General features: G+C 38.9%; 21 protein-coding genes. 14 read left to right on the forward strand and 7 right to left on the reverse strand.

What is annotated here, in order from left to right; genetic code table 11:
• Positions 1-8 precede the first annotated feature (8 nt).
• The gene (locus QSG86_RS13865; protein ID WP_317032042.1) at positions 9-758 is read left to right on the forward strand and encodes a YebC/PmpR family DNA-binding transcriptional regulator; all 750 of its coding nucleotides are present in this window, start codon (positions 9-11) and stop codon (positions 756-758) included.
• Positions 759-926: 168 nt separating this feature from the next.
• Here the strand turns inward: QSG86_RS13865 and QSG86_RS13870 are convergent, their stop codons facing one another.
• Both QSG86_RS13870 and QSG86_RS13875 read right to left on the reverse strand, forming a co-directional pair.
• A complete protein-coding gene (locus QSG86_RS13870; protein WP_317032043.1) occupies positions 927-1,397 on the reverse strand; it encodes an Lrp/AsnC family transcriptional regulator in 471 nt (156 codons plus the stop codon).
• A gap of 210 nt (positions 1,398-1,607) precedes the next feature.
• Positions 1,608-2,372 carry a glutathione S-transferase family protein gene (locus QSG86_RS13875; protein WP_317032044.1) on the reverse strand — a complete coding sequence of 255 codons (765 nt, stop codon included), beginning with the start codon at positions 2,370-2,372 and terminating at the stop codon, positions 1,608-1,610.
• Between the two features lie 555 nt (positions 2,373-2,927).
• Here QSG86_RS13875 and QSG86_RS13880 point away from each other — a divergent pair.
• The 8 genes from QSG86_RS13880 (at position 2,928) to ychF (ending at position 11,462) form a co-directional block, all read left to right on the forward strand.
• Positions 2,928-4,130 (forward strand): SfnB family sulfur acquisition oxidoreductase, encoded by a 1,203-nt coding sequence (locus tag QSG86_RS13880; protein ID WP_317032584.1) that lies wholly within the window; start codon positions 2,928-2,930, stop codon positions 4,128-4,130.
• An 11-nt stretch (positions 4,131-4,141) separates the two neighbouring features.
• Positions 4,142-5,365 carry an SfnB family sulfur acquisition oxidoreductase gene (locus QSG86_RS13885; protein WP_317032045.1) on the forward strand — a complete coding sequence of 408 codons (1,224 nt, stop codon included), beginning with the start codon at positions 4,142-4,144 and terminating at the stop codon, positions 5,363-5,365.
• The gene (locus QSG86_RS13890; RefSeq protein WP_317032046.1) at positions 5,365-6,774 is read left to right on the forward strand and encodes an LLM class flavin-dependent oxidoreductase; all 1,410 of its coding nucleotides are present in this window, start codon (positions 5,365-5,367) and stop codon (positions 6,772-6,774) included. The genes QSG86_RS13885 and QSG86_RS13890 overlap by 1 nt, the downstream gene beginning before the upstream one ends.
• Positions 6,775-6,796: 22 nt before the next feature.
• A complete protein-coding gene (locus QSG86_RS13895) occupies positions 6,797-7,642 on the forward strand; it encodes a MetQ/NlpA family ABC transporter substrate-binding protein (protein WP_410487472.1) in 846 nt (281 codons plus the stop codon).
• Between the two features lie 10 nt (positions 7,643-7,652).
• Positions 7,653-8,489 (forward strand): MetQ/NlpA family ABC transporter substrate-binding protein, encoded by an 837-nt coding sequence (locus QSG86_RS13900; protein ID WP_317032047.1) that lies wholly within the window; start codon positions 7,653-7,655, stop codon positions 8,487-8,489.
• A 12-nt stretch (positions 8,490-8,501) separates the two neighbouring features.
• Complete coding sequence (locus QSG86_RS13905; RefSeq protein WP_317032048.1) at positions 8,502-9,566, forward strand: methionine ABC transporter ATP-binding protein; 1,065 nt, start codon at positions 8,502-8,504, stop codon at positions 9,564-9,566.
• A complete protein-coding gene (locus QSG86_RS13910; RefSeq protein ID WP_317032049.1) occupies positions 9,550-10,206 on the forward strand; it encodes a methionine ABC transporter permease in 657 nt (218 codons plus the stop codon). The genes QSG86_RS13905 and QSG86_RS13910 overlap by 17 nt, the downstream gene beginning before the upstream one ends.
• Before the next feature lie 164 nt (positions 10,207-10,370).
• Positions 10,371-11,462, forward strand: coding sequence for a redox-regulated ATPase YchF (gene ychF, locus QSG86_RS13915; RefSeq protein WP_317032050.1), 1,092 nt, complete (start codon positions 10,371-10,373; stop codon positions 11,460-11,462).
• Positions 11,463-11,515: 53 nt separating this feature from the next.
• On the opposite strand, the gene QSG86_RS13920 is transcribed toward ychF, so the two are convergent.
• From QSG86_RS13920 to QSG86_RS13930, 3 genes are all read right to left on the reverse strand, one after another.
• Positions 11,516-12,055, reverse strand: coding sequence for a DUF962 domain-containing protein (locus QSG86_RS13920; protein WP_317032051.1), 540 nt, complete (start codon positions 12,053-12,055; stop codon positions 11,516-11,518).
• 231 nt (positions 12,056-12,286) lie between these two features.
• Complete coding sequence (locus tag QSG86_RS13925) at positions 12,287-12,445, reverse strand: hypothetical protein (RefSeq protein ID WP_317032052.1); 159 nt, start codon at positions 12,443-12,445, stop codon at positions 12,287-12,289.
• A 202-nt stretch (positions 12,446-12,647) separates the two neighbouring features.
• A complete protein-coding gene (locus QSG86_RS13930) occupies positions 12,648-13,124 on the reverse strand; it encodes a hypothetical protein (RefSeq protein ID WP_317032053.1) in 477 nt (158 codons plus the stop codon).
• Positions 13,125-13,226: 102 nt separating this feature from the next.
• Here QSG86_RS13930 and QSG86_RS13935 point away from each other — a divergent pair, with 102 nt between their 5' ends.
• The 5 genes from QSG86_RS13935 (at position 13,227) to dapC (ending at position 19,561) form a co-directional block, all read left to right on the forward strand.
• Positions 13,227-13,985 carry an AzlC family ABC transporter permease gene (locus QSG86_RS13935; RefSeq protein WP_317032054.1) on the forward strand — a complete coding sequence of 253 codons (759 nt, stop codon included), beginning with the start codon at positions 13,227-13,229 and terminating at the stop codon, positions 13,983-13,985.
• Positions 13,975-14,319, forward strand: a complete 345-nt coding sequence (ygaH, locus tag QSG86_RS13940) for an L-valine transporter subunit YgaH (RefSeq protein ID WP_317032055.1) — start codon at positions 13,975-13,977, stop codon at positions 14,317-14,319. Before QSG86_RS13935 ends, ygaH begins: the two co-directional genes overlap by 11 nt.
• A gap of 134 nt (positions 14,320-14,453) precedes the next feature.
• Complete coding sequence (gene purT / locus QSG86_RS13945) at positions 14,454-15,668, forward strand: formate-dependent phosphoribosylglycinamide formyltransferase (RefSeq protein ID WP_317032056.1); 1,215 nt, start codon at positions 14,454-14,456, stop codon at positions 15,666-15,668.
• 31 nt (positions 15,669-15,699) lie between these two features.
• Entirely contained in the window at positions 15,700-18,366 is a 2,667-nt protein-coding gene (glnD, locus tag QSG86_RS13950; protein WP_317032057.1) for a [protein-PII] uridylyltransferase, read from the forward strand.
• Between the two features lie 25 nt (positions 18,367-18,391).
• Positions 18,392-19,561, forward strand: a complete 1,170-nt coding sequence (gene dapC, locus QSG86_RS13955) for a succinyldiaminopimelate transaminase (protein WP_317032058.1) — start codon at positions 18,392-18,394, stop codon at positions 19,559-19,561.
• Between the two features lie 64 nt (positions 19,562-19,625).
• Here dapC and QSG86_RS13960 read toward each other — a convergent pair whose 3' ends face one another.
• Positions 19,626-20,111, reverse strand: coding sequence for a glutathione peroxidase (locus QSG86_RS13960; RefSeq protein WP_317032059.1), 486 nt, complete (start codon positions 20,109-20,111; stop codon positions 19,626-19,628).
• The gene (msrB, locus tag QSG86_RS13965; protein WP_317032586.1) at positions 20,108-20,527 is read right to left on the reverse strand and encodes a peptide-methionine (R)-S-oxide reductase MsrB; all 420 of its coding nucleotides are present in this window, start codon (positions 20,525-20,527) and stop codon (positions 20,108-20,110) included. The genes QSG86_RS13960 and msrB overlap by 4 nt, the downstream gene beginning before the upstream one ends.
• Positions 20,528-20,644: the final 117 nt, after the last annotated feature.

Below are 20,644 nucleotides of genomic sequence, written 5' to 3' on the forward strand. Positions count from 1 at the left end.
TATTTCGCATGGCGGGTCATTCCAAGTGGGCCAATATTAAGCATCGTAAAGCCAAACAAGATGCGAGTCGTGGTAAAATTTTTACCAAATACATTCGTGAGTTAACAACTGCTGCCAGACTTGGTGGTCCAGATGCAGCAAGTAATCCACGCCTTCGTGCTGTTGTGGAAAAAGCATTATCTGTCAATATGACACGAGATACTATCAATCGCGCTATTCAACGTGGTGCAGGTGGCGAAGATAATGACGATTTAAAAGAAGTTACTTACGAAGGTTATGGTGTAGGCGGTGTAGCCGTTATTGTTGAAACCATGACGGATAATCTTAATCGTACTGTACCTGATGTACGCCACTGTTTTTCTAAAACAGACGGTAACTTAGGAACGTCTGGTTCTGTGGCCTACCTGTTTACCAAACGTGGTGAAATCACTTTTGAAGATGTCTCTTTAGAAGATAAAATCATGGATGTTGCCCTAGAAGCAGGTGCAGAAGACATTGAAGTTGATGAAGATGAAATCCTTGTTATCACGACACCAGAATCTTTTGGTGAAGTACAAGATGCCTTACATGATGCTGGTTTAAAGTCAGATAATGCTGAGGTAGTGATGAGCCCTTCAACTAAAGCATTTATCTCGGATATCGATCAAGCGAAAAAAATTGTTAAGATGATTGATATGCTAGAAGATTTGGACGATGTACAAAACGTCTATACCAATGTTGAATTTAGTGATGAGGTTTTGGCAGAATTAGATGCTTAATGAGCTATATCAAATGCTATTCATGCATGGCTCAGGGATCTAGTTAATTCATTTGACAATGAACCAATGTCATAAATAAAAACGCATCAAGTGATGCGTTTTTATTTAACACCATCTGTCTGTTGCGCTAGCCCTATCAGTAGCAACATGACAGTATGATAATTTAGCTTAAACGCGATTCAATAACCCATGACTATTAAGTACATCATATTGCTTGATCACAAAACTTGAATGTAATGCCACCACATGTTCAATTTTACCAATACGTTTTAATAAAATTTCACTATAATTTTCCATATCCTTTGCCACAACTTCAACTAAAAAGTCTGCCGTTTGTCCTGTGACTAAAAAAGCATTAATCACTTCAGGAATATTTTCCAATTCAACTAAAAATTTTGCAAAAGTATCTGTATCATGTTTGCTTAGGGAGACTTGTAATATAACATGTAAACTAAAACCCAATTTCTGATAATTAATATCACGCTTTATAGCCGAAATAATTTTTAAATCAATTAAGTTCTTGATACGTCTATGTACAGAACTTACAGACAAATTTACTCGTTCAGATAATTCATTTAGATTTAAATCTTCATACGTTAAAATCTCTAAAATATGTTTATCGAAACGATCTAATTCCATAATCACGCCTTCATTTTTCGATGCATCAGATTTAAGTATACTGAGAAAAATATTTAATACCTTATATTTATACTATTTAAAAATGTAAAACGACTACCTTTACAACACTTATGCCCTTCATAAATTATCAGCAACTATAGCGAGAATCTAAAATTCGTACTTGCTATAAGCATTAAATCAATCTCATATTCATCAATTATAGCTTACAAGTTATACGCCACGCCAATCAACACGGGCATTACGCTCATCACGATAAATACGTTGTACATATTGCCCTAAAGGCAAATCCTCAAGAAATGCTTTATAATCTTGCAATAAAATTGAACGATGGGTATCTTGCTCTTTTTCCCAAGGCGTTCCATTTATTGCCAATAAAGGCGCCAGCATGGAACAAATTGCAATATCAGCCAATCCCAAACAGTTTCCGACCAGGTATTGCCCTTGATGATCTATTAATCGTTGATTTAATTGCTGAATGAACAAATCAAGCTGTTGTTTAGACGCTGCAACTGTATCTGGATCTAGACGGTAACCCTTCACCACTAAAGTTTTAATTAACGGTTTACTATATTTTTCAAACTGTCGTAAATAGCCTCTCTCACCAATTAATAAATCAATAGATTGTTCACTTGTATCTAAAGTATGTGATAGCACCCAACGTCTTACATGTCGTCCTAAATCATTGCTTAAATGATTTAATGCCAGAGCTTGTTCTCTTAAAGCTAACTTCGAGCTGAGTAACACATGCTCAGGATATTTACGGTCCAAATACAACGCAATTTCTGTACTATCTGCAATCCATGCCTGCTGATCATGCAAAATAGGTAATTTATATTGCCCTGTTTTTAGCTTGGCAAATGCGCGATGCACACCAGGTGCCAAATTATGTGCAACATATTCCAGTTCTTTATGATCAAGCATCCATCGGACTTTTTCACAGAAATGTGATAAAGGAAACTGGTATAAAACACGCATACATTCTCCGAATGATTGTGGTATTGAACGGCTTAACTTTGGTGTGCAACAACATGAAATGCATCATACCCCATTCTTTCCGATCAAATCGGTGAGTGATTGGATACTTTAAGTGATTGAGCTCAACAAACACCATCAGCAAATTTGTCATCTATTCAACTTGCGTCTGCAATTTACACATTTTATATATCGAAATAAAGTACCGATAGCTGGCTTAGCACTTTAACTAAATTTGTTTTCAGCATCATAACAACCATCAAATGCAAAAGCTTATGGCAAAATAGCTGATGCACATCATGGCTTTGACTTAATCAGATTTATATAATTTTGCAGTGTATTTATCTTAAAAACTGCTATAGGCCAGTTAAAATTCTATTCCATAGTCTCAATAATTTATTTATACGATAAAATTCATAAGCTTAGCTTATAGATATTAGCATATAACTAATCTTTTTTTTTGCTAAACATAGTTTTTGATAATCAAATCATAAACAAGCATTTAATTTTTTAAGTAATGAACGTTATTTTTTTGACATTGTTAAGAGGTGTCATGTGATGACGTTATTCACCAATAAAAATGTGCAAATTATTGAAAATGATCAAGAAGCAATCAATGCGGCCTATCAAGTTGCTGACTTTGTTCTTGAAGATCGTAACCGTCGTGATCAAGAACAGATCTTGCCATGGGCTGAAATAGAGTTGTTCAGTCAACGAGGTTTAGGTGGAATACGTATTCCAAAACAATATGGTGGTGCTTTTGTTTCCAATAAAACACTGGCACAGGTATTTAGAATCTTATCTCAAGCAGATGCAAGCGTAGGGCAAATTCCCCAAAATCAAATTGCATTATTAAATGTCATTGATTTAATTGGCTCAAATCAACAAAAAACATTTATCTTTAATGAGATCTTACAAGGCAAGCGCTTAGCCAATGGCGGGCCAGAAAAAAATACCAAAGACAGCAAGACCCTTGCTACCACACTTGACTTTACTGCAGGTGAATATCGATTAAATGGTGAAAAATTTTACTCGACAGGAAGTCATTTTGCGGACTGGTTAGCCATTAAAGCCATTCATCCTGAAGGACATGTGGTGTTAACCATTGTTGATCGACATAGTCCTGGCATTACACTACTCAATGACTGGGATGGTTTTGGTCAACGTACTACCTCCAGTGGAAGTATTAAACTACAACAGGTAGCGGTTAATCCTTTACTGATTTTTGATGAGCGCCTTCTCACTCAACAGCCAACTTATCGTGGTGCATATTCACAGTTATTACAAGTGGCTATTGATGTTGGTATTGCTGAAGCTGCTTTTACAGCGACATTAACAGCGATACATCAGGCTCGTCCGATCATTGATTCAGGTGTCGATAAAGCCAGTCAAGAACACTATACCTTACAAGAGGTCGGCAAACTAAAAATTATTCTTGATGCTGCCACGCTACTGCTAGATGAAGCAGCGGAATATTTAGATCAGCTTGATCAACAGCAACAGATCTCAGCACAAGATGCAGCGCAAGCCTCAATTTTAGTCGCTGAAGCCAAAGTATACGCCAATGATGCTGCCTTACAAATTTCAGAAAAACTACTGGAATTGGGAGGAAGTCGTGCCAGTTTAAAACAGCATAACCTCGATCAGCATTGGCGCAATGCACGTGTTCATACCTTACATGACCCGATTCGCTGGAAATTACATGCACTTGGTGAGTATTACCTCAATCATAAATTACCTGCAAAACATGCCTGGATTTAAGGAATATCATCATGACTTCATACCAAAATGTACTTCAATTTGATCTAGATCAGCTCAGCACTATTCATATAATCAAAAATGATGCTGAAGCTTTAGAGATTGCACATACTCTAGCCGAACAGTTTAAACTTAATGCCGTTCAACGTGATGCGCAGCGTATTTTACCCTTTAAAGAGGTCGCTGCATTTAGCCAATCCGGTTTATGGGCCATTACCGTGCCCAAAGAATATGGAGGAGCTGAGGTTTCGACCCTTACTGTAGCTAAAATTATTGCTTTAATCAGTGGTATTGATGGTTCTTTAGGACAAATTCCGCAAAATCATTTTTATGCATTAGAAGTTTTACGCAATACCGCAAGTGCTGCACAAAAAAAACGTTTATATGGCGAAATTCTCAAGGGTGCTCGTTTAGGCAATGCACTAGCAGAGTTTAAAACCAAATCTGCCAGTATCCGTCATACCCATATTCAGGCTAAGGCAGATGGTTTTAGTGTCAATGGTGAAAAATTTTACTGCACAGGGAGCTTATTTGCCCACCGTATTCCCACATTGGTTAAGGATCAACATGAACGTGAATTTTTAGCCTTTATTCCACGTCAAAGTGCGGGCTTAACTATTCATGATGATTGGAGCGGTTTTGGGCAACGTACAACAGGCAGTGGGACTGTAAAATTAGATCAAGTCCATGTCGATGCTGAAGATATTATTCCCTTTAGTGAGGCCTTTGAACGACCGACCATTGTGGGACCCTTTGCACAAATTATGCATGCAGCCATTGAAACCGGGATTGCACGTGCAGCCTTTGAAGAAACCTTAGTACGAATCCGGCAGGCAAGACCATGGATTGATTCAGGGGTAACGGCGGCCACTCAGGACCCACTTAGCTTATATGAGTTAGGGCGTATGATTGCCGATGTTCGAGCAACAGAAGTGTTATTAAAACAAGCCGCACAATCAATTGATGCTGCCAAAATAGCCACCACGGCAGAAAATGTGGCTCAAGCCTCTATTGATGTTGCTAAAGTACGGGCACTCAGTACAGACATTGCACTTAAAACTTCATCCAAACTGATTGAGCTGGCAGGAAGTCGTGGCAGCCAACGTCAAGATGGGCTGGATCGCTTTTGGCGTAATGCACGTACGCATACCCTACATGATGCCTCGCGCTGGAAATACTATTTTATTGGGCAATATGTGTTAAATGGCATATTACCACCACGCAGAGGGACATTATAATGACACAACATAATCCTAAAAAAATAATACTCAATGCCTTTGACATGAATTGTGTAGGTCATATTCATCATGGTTTATGGACTCATCCACGCGACGAATCCTTTCGTTTTAACCAGTTAAGCTACTGGACTGAATTAGCACAAAGCTTAGAAACAGGGTTATTTGATGGTCTATTTATTGCCGATATTACTGGCGCCTATGATGTCTACCAGCAAGGGATTGATCTTACATTAAAGGAGTCCATTCAACTTCCTAGCCATGATCCAAGTACCTTAGTTTCAGCCATGGCTGCGGTCACACAGCATTTAGGCTTTGGTATCACGGTGAATTTAAGCTATGAATCACCCTATCAATTCGCCCGTCGCTTTGCCAGTTTAGATCATTTAACTGAGGGGCGTATTGGCTGGAATATTGTGACAGGTTATTTGGATAGTGCAGCAAAGCTGGTCGGACAACATGCTTTAAAAGCACATGACTTACGTTATCAACAAGCTGAAGAGTTTCTCGAACTCAGCTATAAATTCTGGGAAGGGTCTTGGGAAGATGATGCTGTCATTATCGATAAAACGCAACGCATATTTAGCCGTCCTGAAAAAGTACATACGATTCACCATCAAGGACAATTTTATCAAAGCGAAGGCGTATTTCAGGTCTCCCCGTCTATTCAACGTACACCAGTATTATTTCAGGCAGGTGCTTCTGCAACAGGTATAGATTTTGCAACCCGACATGCCGAGGCAATGTTTATTGGTGCTGATACACCAGAAAAAGTTAAGGCTCAGGTTGAAAAAATTCGTCATAAAGCCAGTCAACACGGCCGTGATGCCAATGAAATTAAACTTCTAGTCGGCATTGCCGTGGTTTGTGCTGAAACCGATCAATTGGCTGAGGAAAAACTGGCGGAATATTTACGTTATGCCAGTCCTGAAGCTGGTATTGCTCATTTTTCCAGCTCAATCGGATTTGACTTGGCACAATATCAAGATCAAGACGTCATTCCCTACCAACCCAGTAATAGTATTGCCTCAGTGAATCATCGCTTTAAAGAACAAAAAGTTACGCTTGCCGATTTAAAAAAACAACATGCACTCGGTGGTCGTTATCCTATTTTTGTAGGTAGTGGTTCTTCTGTAGCGACACAATTGATCCAGTTTATGGATGAAACAGGGATAGATGGTTTTAATTTGACTCGCACTGTTGCGCCTGAATCGCATCATGATTTTATTCGATATGTGATTCCTGAATTACAGCAACGAGGCCGTTATAAAACACACTATAGTCAAGGTAGTTTACGTCATAAACTTTTTCAACAAGGTGATCGTCTAGCAGCACACCATCCCGTACAACAATTTCGCTATACGTCCAAGCCTGCCGATTTAGCAACTACGCCACAACAATATCGAGCTTAATTCAGATCTGTACAGGGAAAATATGACAAAGTATCAATCCAAATCAAAATTAATCATGCTCGCTATCGTTGCAATTGCAATTATTATTGGCTTAAGCGCATGGACCATAAAGAAAAAATCACATCATGACGAACTGGTCATTGGGATTAGCCCGCCTTTTGCCAAACCATTACAAGTTGCGGTAGAAGAAGCTAAAAAACAGGGTATACAGGTAAAATTAGTGGAGTTTTCTGACTGGAATACTCCTAATATCACGTTAAATCATGGTGATATTGATGCTAATTACTTTCAGCATCAACCTTTTTTAAGTAATGCATTAAAAGAGACAGGATTTAAACTCAAACCTTTGGGAATTGGTACAGGAACGCATGTCGGTTTATATTCCAAAAAATATCAAGATCTCAATGCACTTGCGAATGGTGCACGTGTGGTCATTCCCAATGATCCTGTCAATCAAGGGCGCGCGTTACTTTTATTACAACAAGCCAAACTCATCAAGTTAAAAAATGCTGACAACCATTTATCCAATCTGAACGATATTGTGAGCAATCCCAAAAATCTCAATTTTATTGAAGTCGAAGGACCACAAACTGCTCGTGCACTTGATGAAGCCGATTTGGTGTTTAGTTATCCGATGTATTTACGTTTAGCAAAAAGCATTGATCCAAATGATGCCTTGGTTTTAGATCAAACTCAGAATACACGCTATGCCATTTTATTTGTGGTTCGGGACGACTATGAAACACAGTTCCCAGAAAAAGCACAACAGTTAAAAAAATTTATTGATATTTATCAAAATTCAGACAAAGTCAAACAGCAGTTGAATGCTGAAATTGGCGAAAAACTTTGGTTTAAAGGTTGGAGTTAAGGATTGGATTATGGCAAATATTGGTAAGAAAAATATTCAACTCTTGGCTTTAGCGGTGGTCAGTATTGCGGTCATCATCGCTTTAGTCACCTATAAAACAATGCAGCAACAAACATCAGATCAAGTGTTAAAAATTGGCATTAGTCCACCTTATGCAGATTTACTTCGCAGTGTTGCAGAAGAGGTAAAAACACAAGGAATTGATGTAGAACTAATTGAATTTTCAGATTGGCAAGCACCCAATGTCGCAGTACAACACGGTGATATTGATGCCAATTTTTTCCAGCAAAGTGTCTTTTTAGCCAATGCAATACGCGAAACTGGCTATGATTTACATGCTTTTGCTGCAGGTTCAGGAAGTCATGTGGGCTTATATTCAAAAAAATATCAGCATTTAGAGGATATTCCCCAACATGGCAAAGTAGTGATTCCCAGTGATCCAGTTAATATGGCACGTGGTCTAAATTTATTGGCACGTGCAGGTTTAATTGATGTTAAGGATCTAAATCACGAATTTACCCGTTTAACAGATATCACCCATAATCCTAAACAATTACAGTTTATCGAAGTTGAAGGGCCACAAACAGCTCAAGCCTATCATGAGGCAGATTTAATTTTAGGTTTTCCACACTATTTAAAACTGGCCAAAGCTGCCGATCCTCAATCAGCACTTTTTATTGATCCAATAGACAAAAAATTTGCCATTTTATTTGTCACACGTCGGGACTATCAAGACAAAGAGCAAAAACTGGCCACTTTTGTCAAGACTTTTCAAAACTCAGCCAAAGTTCGCGCTATTTTAGATCGGGATTTTGGTCAAGGCATGTGGTTTCAAGGTTGGAAATAAAGGAGAAAAAATATGGTTAGTTTTGGCACATCCGTAGATTTTAGTCGACCACATATCCGTATTCGTGATCTAAATAAATATTATCAAGTACAAGAAATGCAAGTACATGCACTTAAACATATTGATTTAGATATTCCTGTTGGACGTATTTTTGGCATTATTGGTAAAAGTGGTGCAGGAAAATCGTCTTTGCTACGCACGCTAAATGGACTAGAAGATATTTCCACAGGCTCAATTCAAATTGACCAACAGGAGTTATCACATTTATCGCATAGAGAATTAATTGCCTTACGACAACGTATTGGCATGATTTTTCAACATTTTAATTTAATGTCAGCAAAAACGGTATGGGAAAACATTGCATTACCTTTAAAAATAGCCCGCTATCATCCAAGCGATATTCAACAGCGTGTTAGTGATGTACTTGATTTAGTGGGATTAACGGATAAAGCACAGCATTACCCCTCTCAACTTTCTGGAGGCCAAAAACAACGTGTTGGTATTGCCCGAGCCTTGGTACATCGCCCTGAAATTTTATTATGTGATGAAGCAACATCAGCACTTGATCCCGAAAGTACATCGGTCATTTTGTCTTTACTCAAAGAAATTAATCAAAAACTTGGCTTAACCATTGTATTAATCACCCATGAAATGCAAGTCATTCGTGAGATATGCCATCATGTAGTGGTGATTGATCAAGGTGAAATTGTTGAATCAGGACCCGTATGGTCAGTCTTCTCTAGACCCCAACAAAAAATTACTCAGGAACTTTTAAATCTAGAACAGTTGGACTTACCATTTCAATTAAGTCCAACTGCACAGCCTCATAGCCAGACCATTTTAAAACTGCGTTATGAAGCACAGCTAAATCAGTCTCCTGATCTAAAAGAAATTTTTGCAGCATTTGATTCATCAGTACATTTGTATCAAAGTCATGTTGATTCCATTCAAGGTCATTTAATTGGCAATTTGATTATCGCGGTTAAACAAAATCAACTCGATATCGCTGCAATCAGCAAAAAATTACAACAACATATTGCACAAATTGAGGTCATGGGCTATGTCACCACTGATTGACTTATTGATTACAGGAACGATTGATACCTTATTGATGGTGGGTATTTCAGCATTTTTTGCGCTTATCTTCGGTTTACCCTTGGCCATCATTTTTGTCTGTACGGCAGAACATGGGATTTCTCCCTCAAAAAGCATCAATCAAACTTTGGGTTGGATCGTGAATATCACTCGTTCTGTACCTTTTTTAATTTTAATGGTCGCGTTAATTCCCTTTACCCGCTTTATTGTCGGTACCAGCTATGGTGTTTGGGCGGCTATTGTTCCATTAACCCTAGCTGCCACGCCATTTTTTGCACGTATTGCTGAAGTCAGTTTAAGAGAGATTGATACGGGTCTAATTGAAGCTGCACAAGCAATCGGCTGTAACCGTAAACAGATTATTTGGCATGTCCTATTACCGGAAGCCTTGTCAGGTATTGTTGCTGGTTTTACTGTTACCGTCGTCACCATGATCAACTCATCTGCAATTGCAGGAGCCATTGGTGCTGGTGGTTTAGGTGATATTGCCTATCGATATGGCTATCAACGCTTTGATATGCAAGTCATGTTGGCAGTCATTGTGGTATTGATTATTTTGGTGATGTTGGTACAAAGTTTTGGTGATGTATTGTCAGCACAACTCGATAAACGTAAAGTTTAATACCATCTTTGATAAAAAATCCGCCTAAATGACAGCTATTACTCAAATAAGATGAAATAGCAATACAGGCTATTTTTTCAAAGATAAAAGCCATGACCTGACTTTATCATGGCTTTCATGTAAAATCAGCCATAATTCTTAGATCATAGATTGTGAGTCATTTCATGGGTTTTAATTGTGGTATTGTTGGTCTGCCTAATGTCGGTAAATCTACGCTTTTTAATGCATTAACAAAAGCTGCTATTGCTGCAGAAAATTTCCCATTTTGTACCATTGAGCCCAATACCGGTATTGTACCAGTACCAGACTTACGTTTAGATAAACTTGCTGAAATTGTGCAACCACAGCGCGTAATACCAACGACCATGGAGTTTGTTGATATCGCAGGTTTAGTCGCTGGTGCATCAAAAGGTGAAGGTTTAGGCAATCAGTTCTTGGCTAATATTCGTGAAACTGATGCTATTGCACATGTGGTCCGTTGCTTTGAAGATGAAAATGTCATTCATGTGAATGGGAAAATTGATCCTCTAGATGATATTGCAACCATTAATACTGAACTCGCTCTTGCCGATCTAGAAACCGTCAATAAAGCGATCATTCGTTTGGCTAAATCTGCCAAAAGTGGTGATAAAGAAGCGATTGCAACCAAAGCAGTTTTAGAAAAAATCTTGCCATTATTGGATGAAGGAAAACCTGCTCGCGCAGCAGATTTAGATGATGATGAACGTAAATTGGTGCGTGGTTTTGGTTTACTCACTCTAAAACCAACCATGTATATTGCCAATGTTGCTGAAGATGGTTTTGAAAGTAATCCTCACTTAGATGCAGTACGTCAGTTGGCTGCAGAAGAAAATGCCATCGTCGTGCCATTATGTAATCAAATTGAAGCTGAAATTTCATTATTAGAAGATGAAGATCGTGCTGAATTTTTAGATGCATTAGGAATGAGTGAACCTGGTCTTAACGTGGTCATTCGCGCAGGTTATGGCCTACTCGGCTTACAAACCTACTTTACTGCAGGTGTACAAGAAGTTCGTGCATGGACGGTTAAAATAGGAGCAACAGCACCACAAGCAGCCGGTGTGATCCATACCGATTTTGAAAAAGGCTTTATTCGTGCCGAATGTATTGCATATGAAGACTTTATTCAATATAACGGTGAAGCAGGTGCAAAAGAAGCAGGTAAATGGCGTTTAGAAGGTAAAACCTATATCGTACAAGATGGTGATGTTTTACACTTCCGCTTTAATGTATAAGCACTTGTCTACATAAAAAAGCGCCAGTATTGGCGCTTTTTTAGGCTGTAAATTTATTGATGATCATCACCAATGATAGAATGATCCATACGCGCTCTCAATTGTTTCGCCTGTGATAAAACTTGCTGTTGCAATGATTTTCTTAAACCAAGTAAAAAAAACAACTCTGCCACAACAAATAAAGGGCCAATCAATAACCCTATCAAATCATCCATAAATGCCGGCTTTTTCTTCTCGTAAAAATGCCCTAAAAATTGTAAGATCCAACCGACAATAAACAGCAATATGCTGATGAATAACCAATCAGTTAAAGCCATATGACTGACCATCAAGGCATAAGGATAAATCAAGATAAAAATAACGGCGATTACCAATGCAAATATCCCATCTAAACAAAGATAATAAATGACCGCCAATATCATTAGCAGTGCTGCCAGCGTCATACTGATATTAAAAAGTTGCCATTCAGCTCGTGCTGTCAAACACAATAAAGCAAATACAATCATCGGAATACCCAAAAGATGTGTCATCACATTTTTAGGTTCTAAATGATAAGCGGCATATTGACTCAATAATCGTGCTATTCGCGTCATGCGTTTATACCTCATCCGTGGTATTTTATGGTTATGTCATAATCATAAAGTGACAGACACTATCCGTCGATCATTCTTTTGGCATGATTGATGAATCATCAGTCATCTATTCTTCTGACGATGACTAACCAGTATCATGACCCACTCAATCATCATAAAATGAATAAAAAATCAGCATCTGCTAAAGCATTCTATCTAGATCTTTTGCATGATATACCAGCTACGCTTTCACTAAGATTTTAATTGACATACATTGACATCATCAAAACCATTACTACACGGTGCAACTTCTTGATTTTGAACAAAACTAACTGTAGGCGGACTGAATTGAGAGATCTGCTGACATGCAGCAAGGAAAACAAAAATAGTTAAAAATAATACTTTTTTCATCTTAATAAACCATATTAAACAGTAAATAATATACTTAAAAACACTTTAATATTGATTATTTTATTCCAAATTATCAAATAAAGATAATAAATAACAATTATAAAATTATATATTTTTTATATAAAAAAATTATGTCTATCATACCAAAACAGTGCCATATCATGCACTGTTTAGTCTCAAATTATATGTATTACTTTATCAGCTATACACCATTCTTTTTCGGATCTGTATTGCCCAACTGAGGATGATCAATTGCATTTTTACATTGTGCTTTATCACGCTCATAATCAGCTTGTTTTTGTACTACATCACCCGCTTCTGCCACAGTTTGCCTTGCCCAAATATCCAAGCTCTGTAATGCTTTACGGCATAGCGCATATTTACCTTCTGTAACCGAATCGGTCATTTTAACTTCAATACGCCAATCAGTGGTTAATTTTCGCACTGGCTTTCTTACCTGATCTTCGATTAAATCCACCTTTTGCTGATAAACCAATGGATCAACATCATTAATAAGCGTCCATGCTGCTTGTGCATAACTGGTTGCATCATTGGTTAACTTCGGTGCTGGCTGAATCACCACTTTTTCATCCGCCTCCTGATGATCACAGGCTTGTAAAAATAATCCCATCATCACCCAAGAACTCGCCATAAATGCAGCTTTTATAAACTTCAACATTTCATGATCAACTGTCAAAACATTCAGGCAATATGCTAGTAAATTCGGGTACAATACTCAATCTTCATTTTAACATTTGTTCAAATACTCCTAGGAAGCAACGTGTCGCAGCACCACACCACAAAAACCCAATCCGTGGGTTTTTGGCAAGGCGCAAAAGATAGCCAAGCCATTATTTTCACCTATCTTCCAGTCTCATTTGCGTTTGGTGTCTCTGCCACACAATTTGGCTTTACTGCCTGGGAAGCATTATTCCTCTCTTGCTCGATGTATGCAGGTGCCAGCCAGTTTCTGGTTGTGGCATTATTAGGCAGTGGTACATCGATCTGGATGACCGCACTGACCGTGATCGCTCTCGATATTCGTCATTTACTCTATGGACCCACCTTATACAATTTAATTCCCGGAAAATTAAATTTAAAGAAAACAGCACTATGGTCTTGGGGATTGACGGATGAAGTATTTGCTTCAGGGATGATTAAACTATCACAACGTCGTCAAGAATGGTCTGAATCATGGATGTTAGGATTAAGTTTATGTAGCTGGATGTCTTGGGCACTAGGTTCATTACTTGGAGGATTATTTGCAGATCAAGTCAGTAACCTCCCTGCATTCCTACAAGCTGCCTTAGACTTTTTACTACCTGCTCTGTTTTTAAGTTTCTTACTTGCAGCCTTTCATAAAAAATATAGCTTTATTGTTGCTGTCACCATTATTGTGTCTGCGATTGCCTGTTATTTGATTGATTTGTCTGCTGCAATTTTTATTGGGATTTCATCGGGCATTATTGCTGGTTTATTTAAACATTATGTCCTTAAACAGCACGATGAAGACATGATCCGAGGTCATCATGAATCTTGAAATTATCTTAGTCGGTTTAATTGTTGGTCTTGCTAACTTTGCTTCGCGTTTTGGACCATTTTATATTATTGAAAAATTTAAACAAAACTCTCCACAACGTGGCGCACTTTGGTTAAGAATTGCTTTAGGGTCAATTGGAATTTCAGCGATTAGCTCCATGTTAGTTGTTGCAACACTGCCTCCGCTATTAACAACCCCCAATAAAAGTGTTGCGATGCTGGCTGGCTTTGTAGTATTGGCCGTGCTGTATTTCAAATTTAAAAAGATTGTGCTGGCCACACTGATCGCTGCATTAACATATGGCTTGGTTTATACCTATATTCCCTTCAGTTAACCAATCCTGATCATCACCATGCCAATATTACTGGAATCAAAAAAACTGTTAAAATATATCACTTATTTGTGTAAATGAAGACTTAACACACTATCCAGTTCTGCTATGCTAAAAGCCGATTAAATCAAGCATGGATGATTTACATGAGCGTAACTATTGGTACCCCACTACAATCTTCTGCAGTTAAAGTTTTACTTTTAGGTGCAGGTGAATTGGGTAAAGAAGTGGTCATTTCTTTACAACGATTAGGGGTAGAAGTACATGTAGCAGACCGTTATGATCATGCACCTGCTATGCAAGTGGCACATTATTCATATACGTTAAATATGGCAGATGCCACAGCACTCAGAACACTGATTGAACAGATTCAGCCTCAGCTGATTGTGCCTGAAATTGAAGCGATTGCGACAGAGGTATTACTGGATATCGAGGCAGAAAATATTGCCACCATTATTCCCTCTGCCCGTGCAGTCAACTTAACCATGAATCGTGAAGGCATCCGTCGCCTTGCTGCGGAAGAACTAGGGCTACCAACTTCAGCTTATCGTTTTGCCAACTCTCTCGCCTCTTTCCGTGCTGCATGTGACGATATTGGTTATCCAAATTTTGTAAAACCAGTCATGTCATCATCAGGAAAAGGGCAATCACGTGTCAAAAGCTTTGCCGAAGTCGATGCCGCTTGGCAATATGCGCAAACAGGTGGTCGAGTCAATCAGGGCACAGTGATCGTTGAATCTCAAATTGATTTTGATTTTGAAATCACCCTATTAACGGTACGTGCACGTCATGCAATCACTGGAGAAATTCAAACAGCCTATTGTGATCCAATTGGTCATCGCCAAGAAGCGGGTGACTATGTAGAAAGCTGGCAACCACAAATCATGACAGCGACTGCTTTAGCTGAGGCCAAGCGAATTGCACATAAAGTCACCGCAGCTTTAGGTGGATGCGGCATTTTTGGTGTAGAACTGTTTGTCAAAGGCGATAAAGTATGGTTTAGTGAAGTGTCACCTCGCCCACATGATACCGGCCTCGTGACACTTGCTTCTCAGTTCCAAAGTGAGTTTGAATTACACGCGAGAGCCATTTTAGGCTTACCGATTAATACCGAACGTCATAGCACTGCAGCCAGTGCAGTTATTTATGCCGGTATTGATGATCAAAACCTATCATTCTCAGCGTTAAATCTTGCTTTAGAACATCCAAATACAGATTTACGCCTATTTGGAAAGCCACAAGGTTTTGAACGTCGTCGTATGGGAGTTGTCACTGCTCGTGCAGAAACCACAGAACAAGCACGTGAATTAGCACGCAACGCTGCCAGTTTAGTCAAAGTTCAACAAAATTAATTTGATCACATCATTTTACGGGTAGTTATTCATGATCAATACGCCTTCATTATTGAATTACGCAGAAAATAACCATGATATTCAAGCCATTAATGCATGGCGATCAGATATCGAAGATCAACTTCAAGCGTATTTCGATCAGGGCGTATCGATTCGTGAAATTATTCTCACCCGCTCCAGCATCATTGATGAAGCGCTTGAGTTTATTTGGCAACATTCGGGACTCGATCAAACCAATTTAAGTCTTTTTGCTGTTGGTGGCTATGGACGTCGAGAAATGCTGCCCTACTCTGATGTTGATTTATTGATTTTATCGGATCATGAAATTACACCACAAGAGGAACAACTGATTTCAACCTTTATCTCCTCATTGTGGGATGTTGGTAATTTTAAACCAGGAATCAGTGTACGCAGTATTCAAGACTGTATTCATCAAGCGACCAATGACTTAACTGTTGCGACATCACTGATTGAAGCACGCCTAATTACGGGTAACCGTCAACTGGCTAAATGGCCTCGACAAATTGTTTCCCAAACTTGGACAGATAAGACATTTTTTGATGCCAAAATGGAAGAGCAAACCAAACGTCATCATCAACATAATAATACTGAAAGTAATTTAGAGCCCGATATTAAAAACGCACCGGGCGGTATTCGTGATATCAATCAAATTGGTTGGATTGCTAAACGGCATTTCCGTGTCAACCGTATTTATGACTTAGTCCATCTGGGTTTTATTTCAGAATTTGAATTGAGCGTACTTGAAGAAGCAGAAAGTTTCCTGTGGGAAATTCGTCATTATTTACATCGCTTAACCAAGCGCGATGAAAATCGTTTACTGTTTGATTACCAGCGCGATATTGCAGCACATTTTGGTTACACTCGCCAAGAAAATCAATCGCCAAACTATCCAATTGAACAGTTTATGAAGCGTTATTATCGTACGGCTCAACAAGTTTCCACCCTCAATGAAATGTTGCTGGCCTATTTTAATGAGTCTGTCATCACACCACGATTACCCAACTATGAACGCCATATTGAAGAAATCAACAGCAACTTCAAACTGGTCGATGGCAAATTAGCAGTACAACACCATAAAGTATTTGCAGAAAATCCAAGTGCAATCCTTGAAATTTTCTATTTATTTGCCAATCGTCCAGAAATCATTGGGATTCGGGCCAGAACATTACGTTTATTAACACTTGCCGCAAAACGTATTGATCAAGATTTCAGAAACAATCCTGTCAACCAAGCCCTGTTCATGCAAATCATTCGATCACCGCAACGACTCTATGATACATTGGTGACGATGAAACGCTATGGTGTATTAGGCAATTATATTCCTGCTTTTGGTCAAATTATGGGGCTGATGCAATATGATTTATTCCATATTTATACTGTAGATGCACATACACTATTGTTAATTCGCAACTTAAATCGCTTTAAAGAACCTGAGTTTGCTAAAGACTTCCCTGTTGTAAGCTCTGTATTCCAACGTCTTGCCCGTCGCGATATTGTTTATTTAGCAGCAATTTTCCACGATATTGCCAAAGGTCGTGGAGGTGATCATAGTGAACTCGGTGCCTCTGATGCCATAGAATTCTGTCGGAAACATGGTTTTACCGAACGTGAATGCAACCTCGTGGCATGGCTGGTACAAAACCATTTGCAAATGTCTGTGACTGCACAGAAAAAAGATATTTCCGATCCAGATATTGTTAAGGATTGTGCAGAAAAGATGGGCGATATGGAGCATCTTGACTATCTTTATACTTTAACCGTTGCAGATATTAATGCCACCAATCCTACACTTTGGAATACTTGGCGCGCATCCTTGATGCGCCAACTGTATACCCATGCCCGTGATATTATCCGCTCAGGTTTAGGCCGGCCTGTGGATTATCAAATGCTGATTGAAGACACCAAATTTGCAGCCAGTGAAATGCTGGTTGATGAATTTTCTTTGGATGAAGTCGAAAAAGTCTGGCAAGAACTAGGAGATGATTATTTCCTTAAAGAAACGGCCGATGAAATTGCATGGCATACTCGTGCCATATTAAAGCATGGCGATAATTCAGCACCGTTGGTCATGATGCGCGCGCAACGTAAATTTGCACAAGATGCCGTACAAATCTTTATTTATACCCAAGATCAACCCAACTTATTTGCCACCACGGTTGCTGTTTTAGATCGTATGAATCTAGATGTTCAGGATGCTCGGATTATTACCGCAGAAAAAGCATTTAGTTTAGATACCTATGTTGTACTGGACCGCTTTGGCACCTTGGTCACCGATCCAGAACGCGAACAAACAGTCATTGATGCGCTGGTCAAGGCACTCAGTCAATCAGATCAATATCCTGGTTTAATGCAACGACGCATTCCACGACAATTACGCCATTTCGATATTGAAAATAAAGTTGAAATTAGCTTAAATGCAGCTCTCAAGCAGAATATGGTAGAAATTTCTACATTAGATCATCCAGGCTTACTGGCCAAAGTTGGTGGCTTGTTTATGATACAAGGCTTAGATATTCATTCTGCAAGAATTGCGACGCTTGGCGAACGTGCAGAAGATATTTTCTATGTCACCAAAAAAGATGGCCTACCCATGAGCGATATAGAAGCAGATCGCTTTGCAAGCCAGCTTAAATCTGCCTTAGATGAAGCCTCCAATCAAGTCTGTAGCCAACATTAACTTTAATTGAGTGATATTTACGTCCATGAATTCCAGTTTGTCTTTATTGCATCCTTATCCATTTGAAAAGCTGAATCAACTTTTCCAAAATGTAACACCTGCAAATTTACCCTTGATTCCATTGTCTATTGGTGAACCTAAACATCCAGCACCAGACTTTGTCAAACAAGCAATTATTGACAACTTTCAGCATCTTTCTACCTACCCTAACAGTAAAGGGCTAGTAGAACTACGTGAAAGCATTGCAAGCTGGCTCAGCACACGTTTTAAGCTCAAGCAAATTAGTGCAGAACAACAGATTTTACCCGTTTCTGGAACACGTGAAGCTATTTTTTCTTTTGTGCAAGCGTTGATTAAACGGGAAGATACGCCTTATGTGGTGATGCCAAATCCATTTTATCAAATTTATGAAGGTGCAACATTACTTGCTGGTGGTCAGCCTTATTTCATCAATTGTACAGCAGACAATGATTACCTCGGTGATTTTGATGCTGTACCTGCTGAAGTATGGGAAAAAACAGCTTTACTCTTTGTCTGTACACCAGGCAATCCGACTGGCGCAGTGCTCAGTAAAGAACAATTTAAGAAACTGATTGCATTATCAGATCAATACAATTTTGTGATTGCCTCAGATGAATGCTATTCGGAGCTTTGGTTTGATCAAGCACCCGTTGGGCTACTTGAAGTGTGTGCTGAACTAGGCCGCCATGATTATAAAAACTGTATTGTCTTTCACTCACTTTCCAAACGCTCCAATCTACCAGGCATGCGCTCTGGCTTTGTAGCAGGCGATGCTGCATTATTAAAACCTTATTTGCAATATCGTACCTATCATGGTGCAGCAATGCCTGTCCAACATCAATTGGCCTCCATTGCAGCATGGAATGATGAAGCGCATGTCGAAGAGAATCGTCGACTCTATCGTGCTAAATTTGAACTATTCCAAAATGAACTCGGACACTTATTAGCATTAAAAAAACCTGATGCAGGTTTCTACTATTGGCTACAAGTCGACAATGATGAAGCCTTTGCCAGTATGCTCATGGAAAAAGCCCATATTAAAGTGCTACCAGGCCGATATTTATCCCGAGACACCTTACATGGCAATCCAGGAGAAAATCATGTCCGCATGGCACTGGTTGCTGACATTGAACAATGTGAGCAAGTCATTCAACGTTTAAAGAATATCCTGTAATTTCAATCGATAAATTAAGGCGTTTCATCACGCCTTAATTTTATAGCCTTTTTTATATCAATATTTATTTCGCCGCTAATGCAGCCTCAATATCTGTCGCTAAGGCATCGGGTTTAGTAGTTGGTGCATAACGATGCAACACTTGTCCATCGCGCCCAATTAAAAACTTGGTAAAGTTCCATTTAATCCCATTACCCAACACACCTTTGCTATTATTGGTTAAATAACGAAAAATGGCATGTGCTTCAGATCCCTTTACATCCACTTTCGCAAACATGGTAAAAGAAACACCGTAGTTCTTTTGACAGAAAGTCGCAATTTCTTCATTTGATCCCGGATCCTGCCCACCAAACTGGTTACATGGAAAACCTAGAATTTCAAATCCTTGATCTTTATATTTTTCATAGAGCTTTTCAAGACCAGAAAACTGGGGCGTAAAACCACATTTACTTGCAGTATTCACAATCAATAATACTTGGCCTTCATAATCCTGAAATGATTTAACACTTCCATCGAGTAACTCTGCTTCAAATTGATAAATTTTACTCATGGATAAGTTTCCTCATCACTCTTTTTCTGTGTTTTTAAATCCAATGACGCAGAATTAATACAATAACGTAAACCCGTTGGCTCCGGACCATCTGGAAAGACATGGCCGAGATGTGCATCACAATGATGACAAACCACTTCTGTCCGCTCCATGCCATGTGACAAGTCTTGATGTTCTTCTACCACACCAGAATTTAATGGCTTATAAAAACTTGGCCAGCCACAACCACTGTCATATTTGGTTTCGGATGAAAATAATTCTGCACCACAACAACGGCAATAATAGGTCCCTTGCTGCTGCGTATTCCAATATTTTCCAGTAAATGGTGGCTCAGTTCCCTTTTGGCGTGTAATACGAAATTCCTCTGGTGATAACTCTCTTTGCCATTCTCTGTCTGTTTTATTGAGTTTTCCCATCATTAAACTCCTTTAAATCTTTAACATTCAATGTCATGCTTTGTACTCTCATATTTACGCTAGTACATACAAAATATCTAGCAAAATTTCAGCATAGATTGTGATATTTCAGTAATC

This window comes from Acinetobacter sp. SAAs474 (assembly GCF_032823475.1).
Classification (GTDB): Bacteria; Pseudomonadota; Gammaproteobacteria; order Pseudomonadales; family Moraxellaceae; genus Acinetobacter.

Bases quoted from the DNA above. Each gene is read 5' to 3' on its own strand.
- dapC (WP_317032058.1), top strand. From the start codon at position 18,392: ATGAATTCCAGTTTGTCTTTATTGCATCCTTATCCATTTGAAAAGCTG.
- QSG86_RS13925 (WP_317032052.1), bottom strand. From the start codon at position 12,445: ATGAAAAAAGTATTATTTTTAACTATTTTTGTTTTCCTTGCTGCATGT.
- QSG86_RS13930 (WP_317032053.1), bottom strand. From the start codon at position 13,124: ATGTTGAAGTTTATAAAAGCTGCATTTATGGCGAGTTCTTGGGTGATG.
- glnD (WP_317032057.1), top strand. From the start codon at position 15,700: ATGATCAATACGCCTTCATTATTGAATTACGCAGAAAATAACCATGAT.
- QSG86_RS13900 (WP_317032047.1), top strand. From the start codon at position 7,653: ATGGCAAATATTGGTAAGAAAAATATTCAACTCTTGGCTTTAGCGGTG.
- QSG86_RS13885 (WP_317032045.1), top strand. From the start codon at position 4,142: ATGACTTCATACCAAAATGTACTTCAATTTGATCTAGATCAGCTCAGC.
- QSG86_RS13865 (WP_317032042.1), top strand. From the start codon at position 9: ATGGCGGGTCATTCCAAGTGGGCCAATATTAAGCATCGTAAAGCCAAA.
- purT (WP_317032056.1), top strand. From the start codon at position 14,454: ATGATTTACATGAGCGTAACTATTGGTACCCCACTACAATCTTCTGCA.
- QSG86_RS13905 (WP_317032048.1), top strand. From the start codon at position 8,502: ATGGTTAGTTTTGGCACATCCGTAGATTTTAGTCGACCACATATCCGT.
- QSG86_RS13890 (WP_317032046.1), top strand. From the start codon at position 5,365: ATGACACAACATAATCCTAAAAAAATAATACTCAATGCCTTTGACATG.
- QSG86_RS13880 (WP_317032584.1), top strand. From the start codon at position 2,928: ATGACGTTATTCACCAATAAAAATGTGCAAATTATTGAAAATGATCAA.
- QSG86_RS13920 (WP_317032051.1), bottom strand. From the start codon at position 12,055: ATGACGCGAATAGCACGATTATTGAGTCAATATGCCGCTTATCATTTA.
- ygaH (WP_317032055.1), top strand. From the start codon at position 13,975: ATGAATCTTGAAATTATCTTAGTCGGTTTAATTGTTGGTCTTGCTAAC.
- QSG86_RS13870 (WP_317032043.1), bottom strand. From the start codon at position 1,397: ATGGAATTAGATCGTTTCGATAAACATATTTTAGAGATTTTAACGTAT.
- QSG86_RS13875 (WP_317032044.1), bottom strand. From the start codon at position 2,372: ATGCGTGTTTTATACCAGTTTCCTTTATCACATTTCTGTGAAAAAGTC.
- QSG86_RS13910 (WP_317032049.1), top strand. From the start codon at position 9,550: ATGTCACCACTGATTGACTTATTGATTACAGGAACGATTGATACCTTA.
- msrB (WP_317032586.1), bottom strand. From the start codon at position 20,527: ATGGGAAAACTCAATAAAACAGACAGAGAATGGCAAAGAGAGTTATCA.
- QSG86_RS13895 (WP_410487472.1), top strand. From the start codon at position 6,797: ATGACAAAGTATCAATCCAAATCAAAATTAATCATGCTCGCTATCGTT.
- ychF (WP_317032050.1), top strand. From the start codon at position 10,371: ATGGGTTTTAATTGTGGTATTGTTGGTCTGCCTAATGTCGGTAAATCT.
- QSG86_RS13960 (WP_317032059.1), bottom strand. From the start codon at position 20,111: ATGAGTAAAATTTATCAATTTGAAGCAGAGTTACTCGATGGAAGTGTT.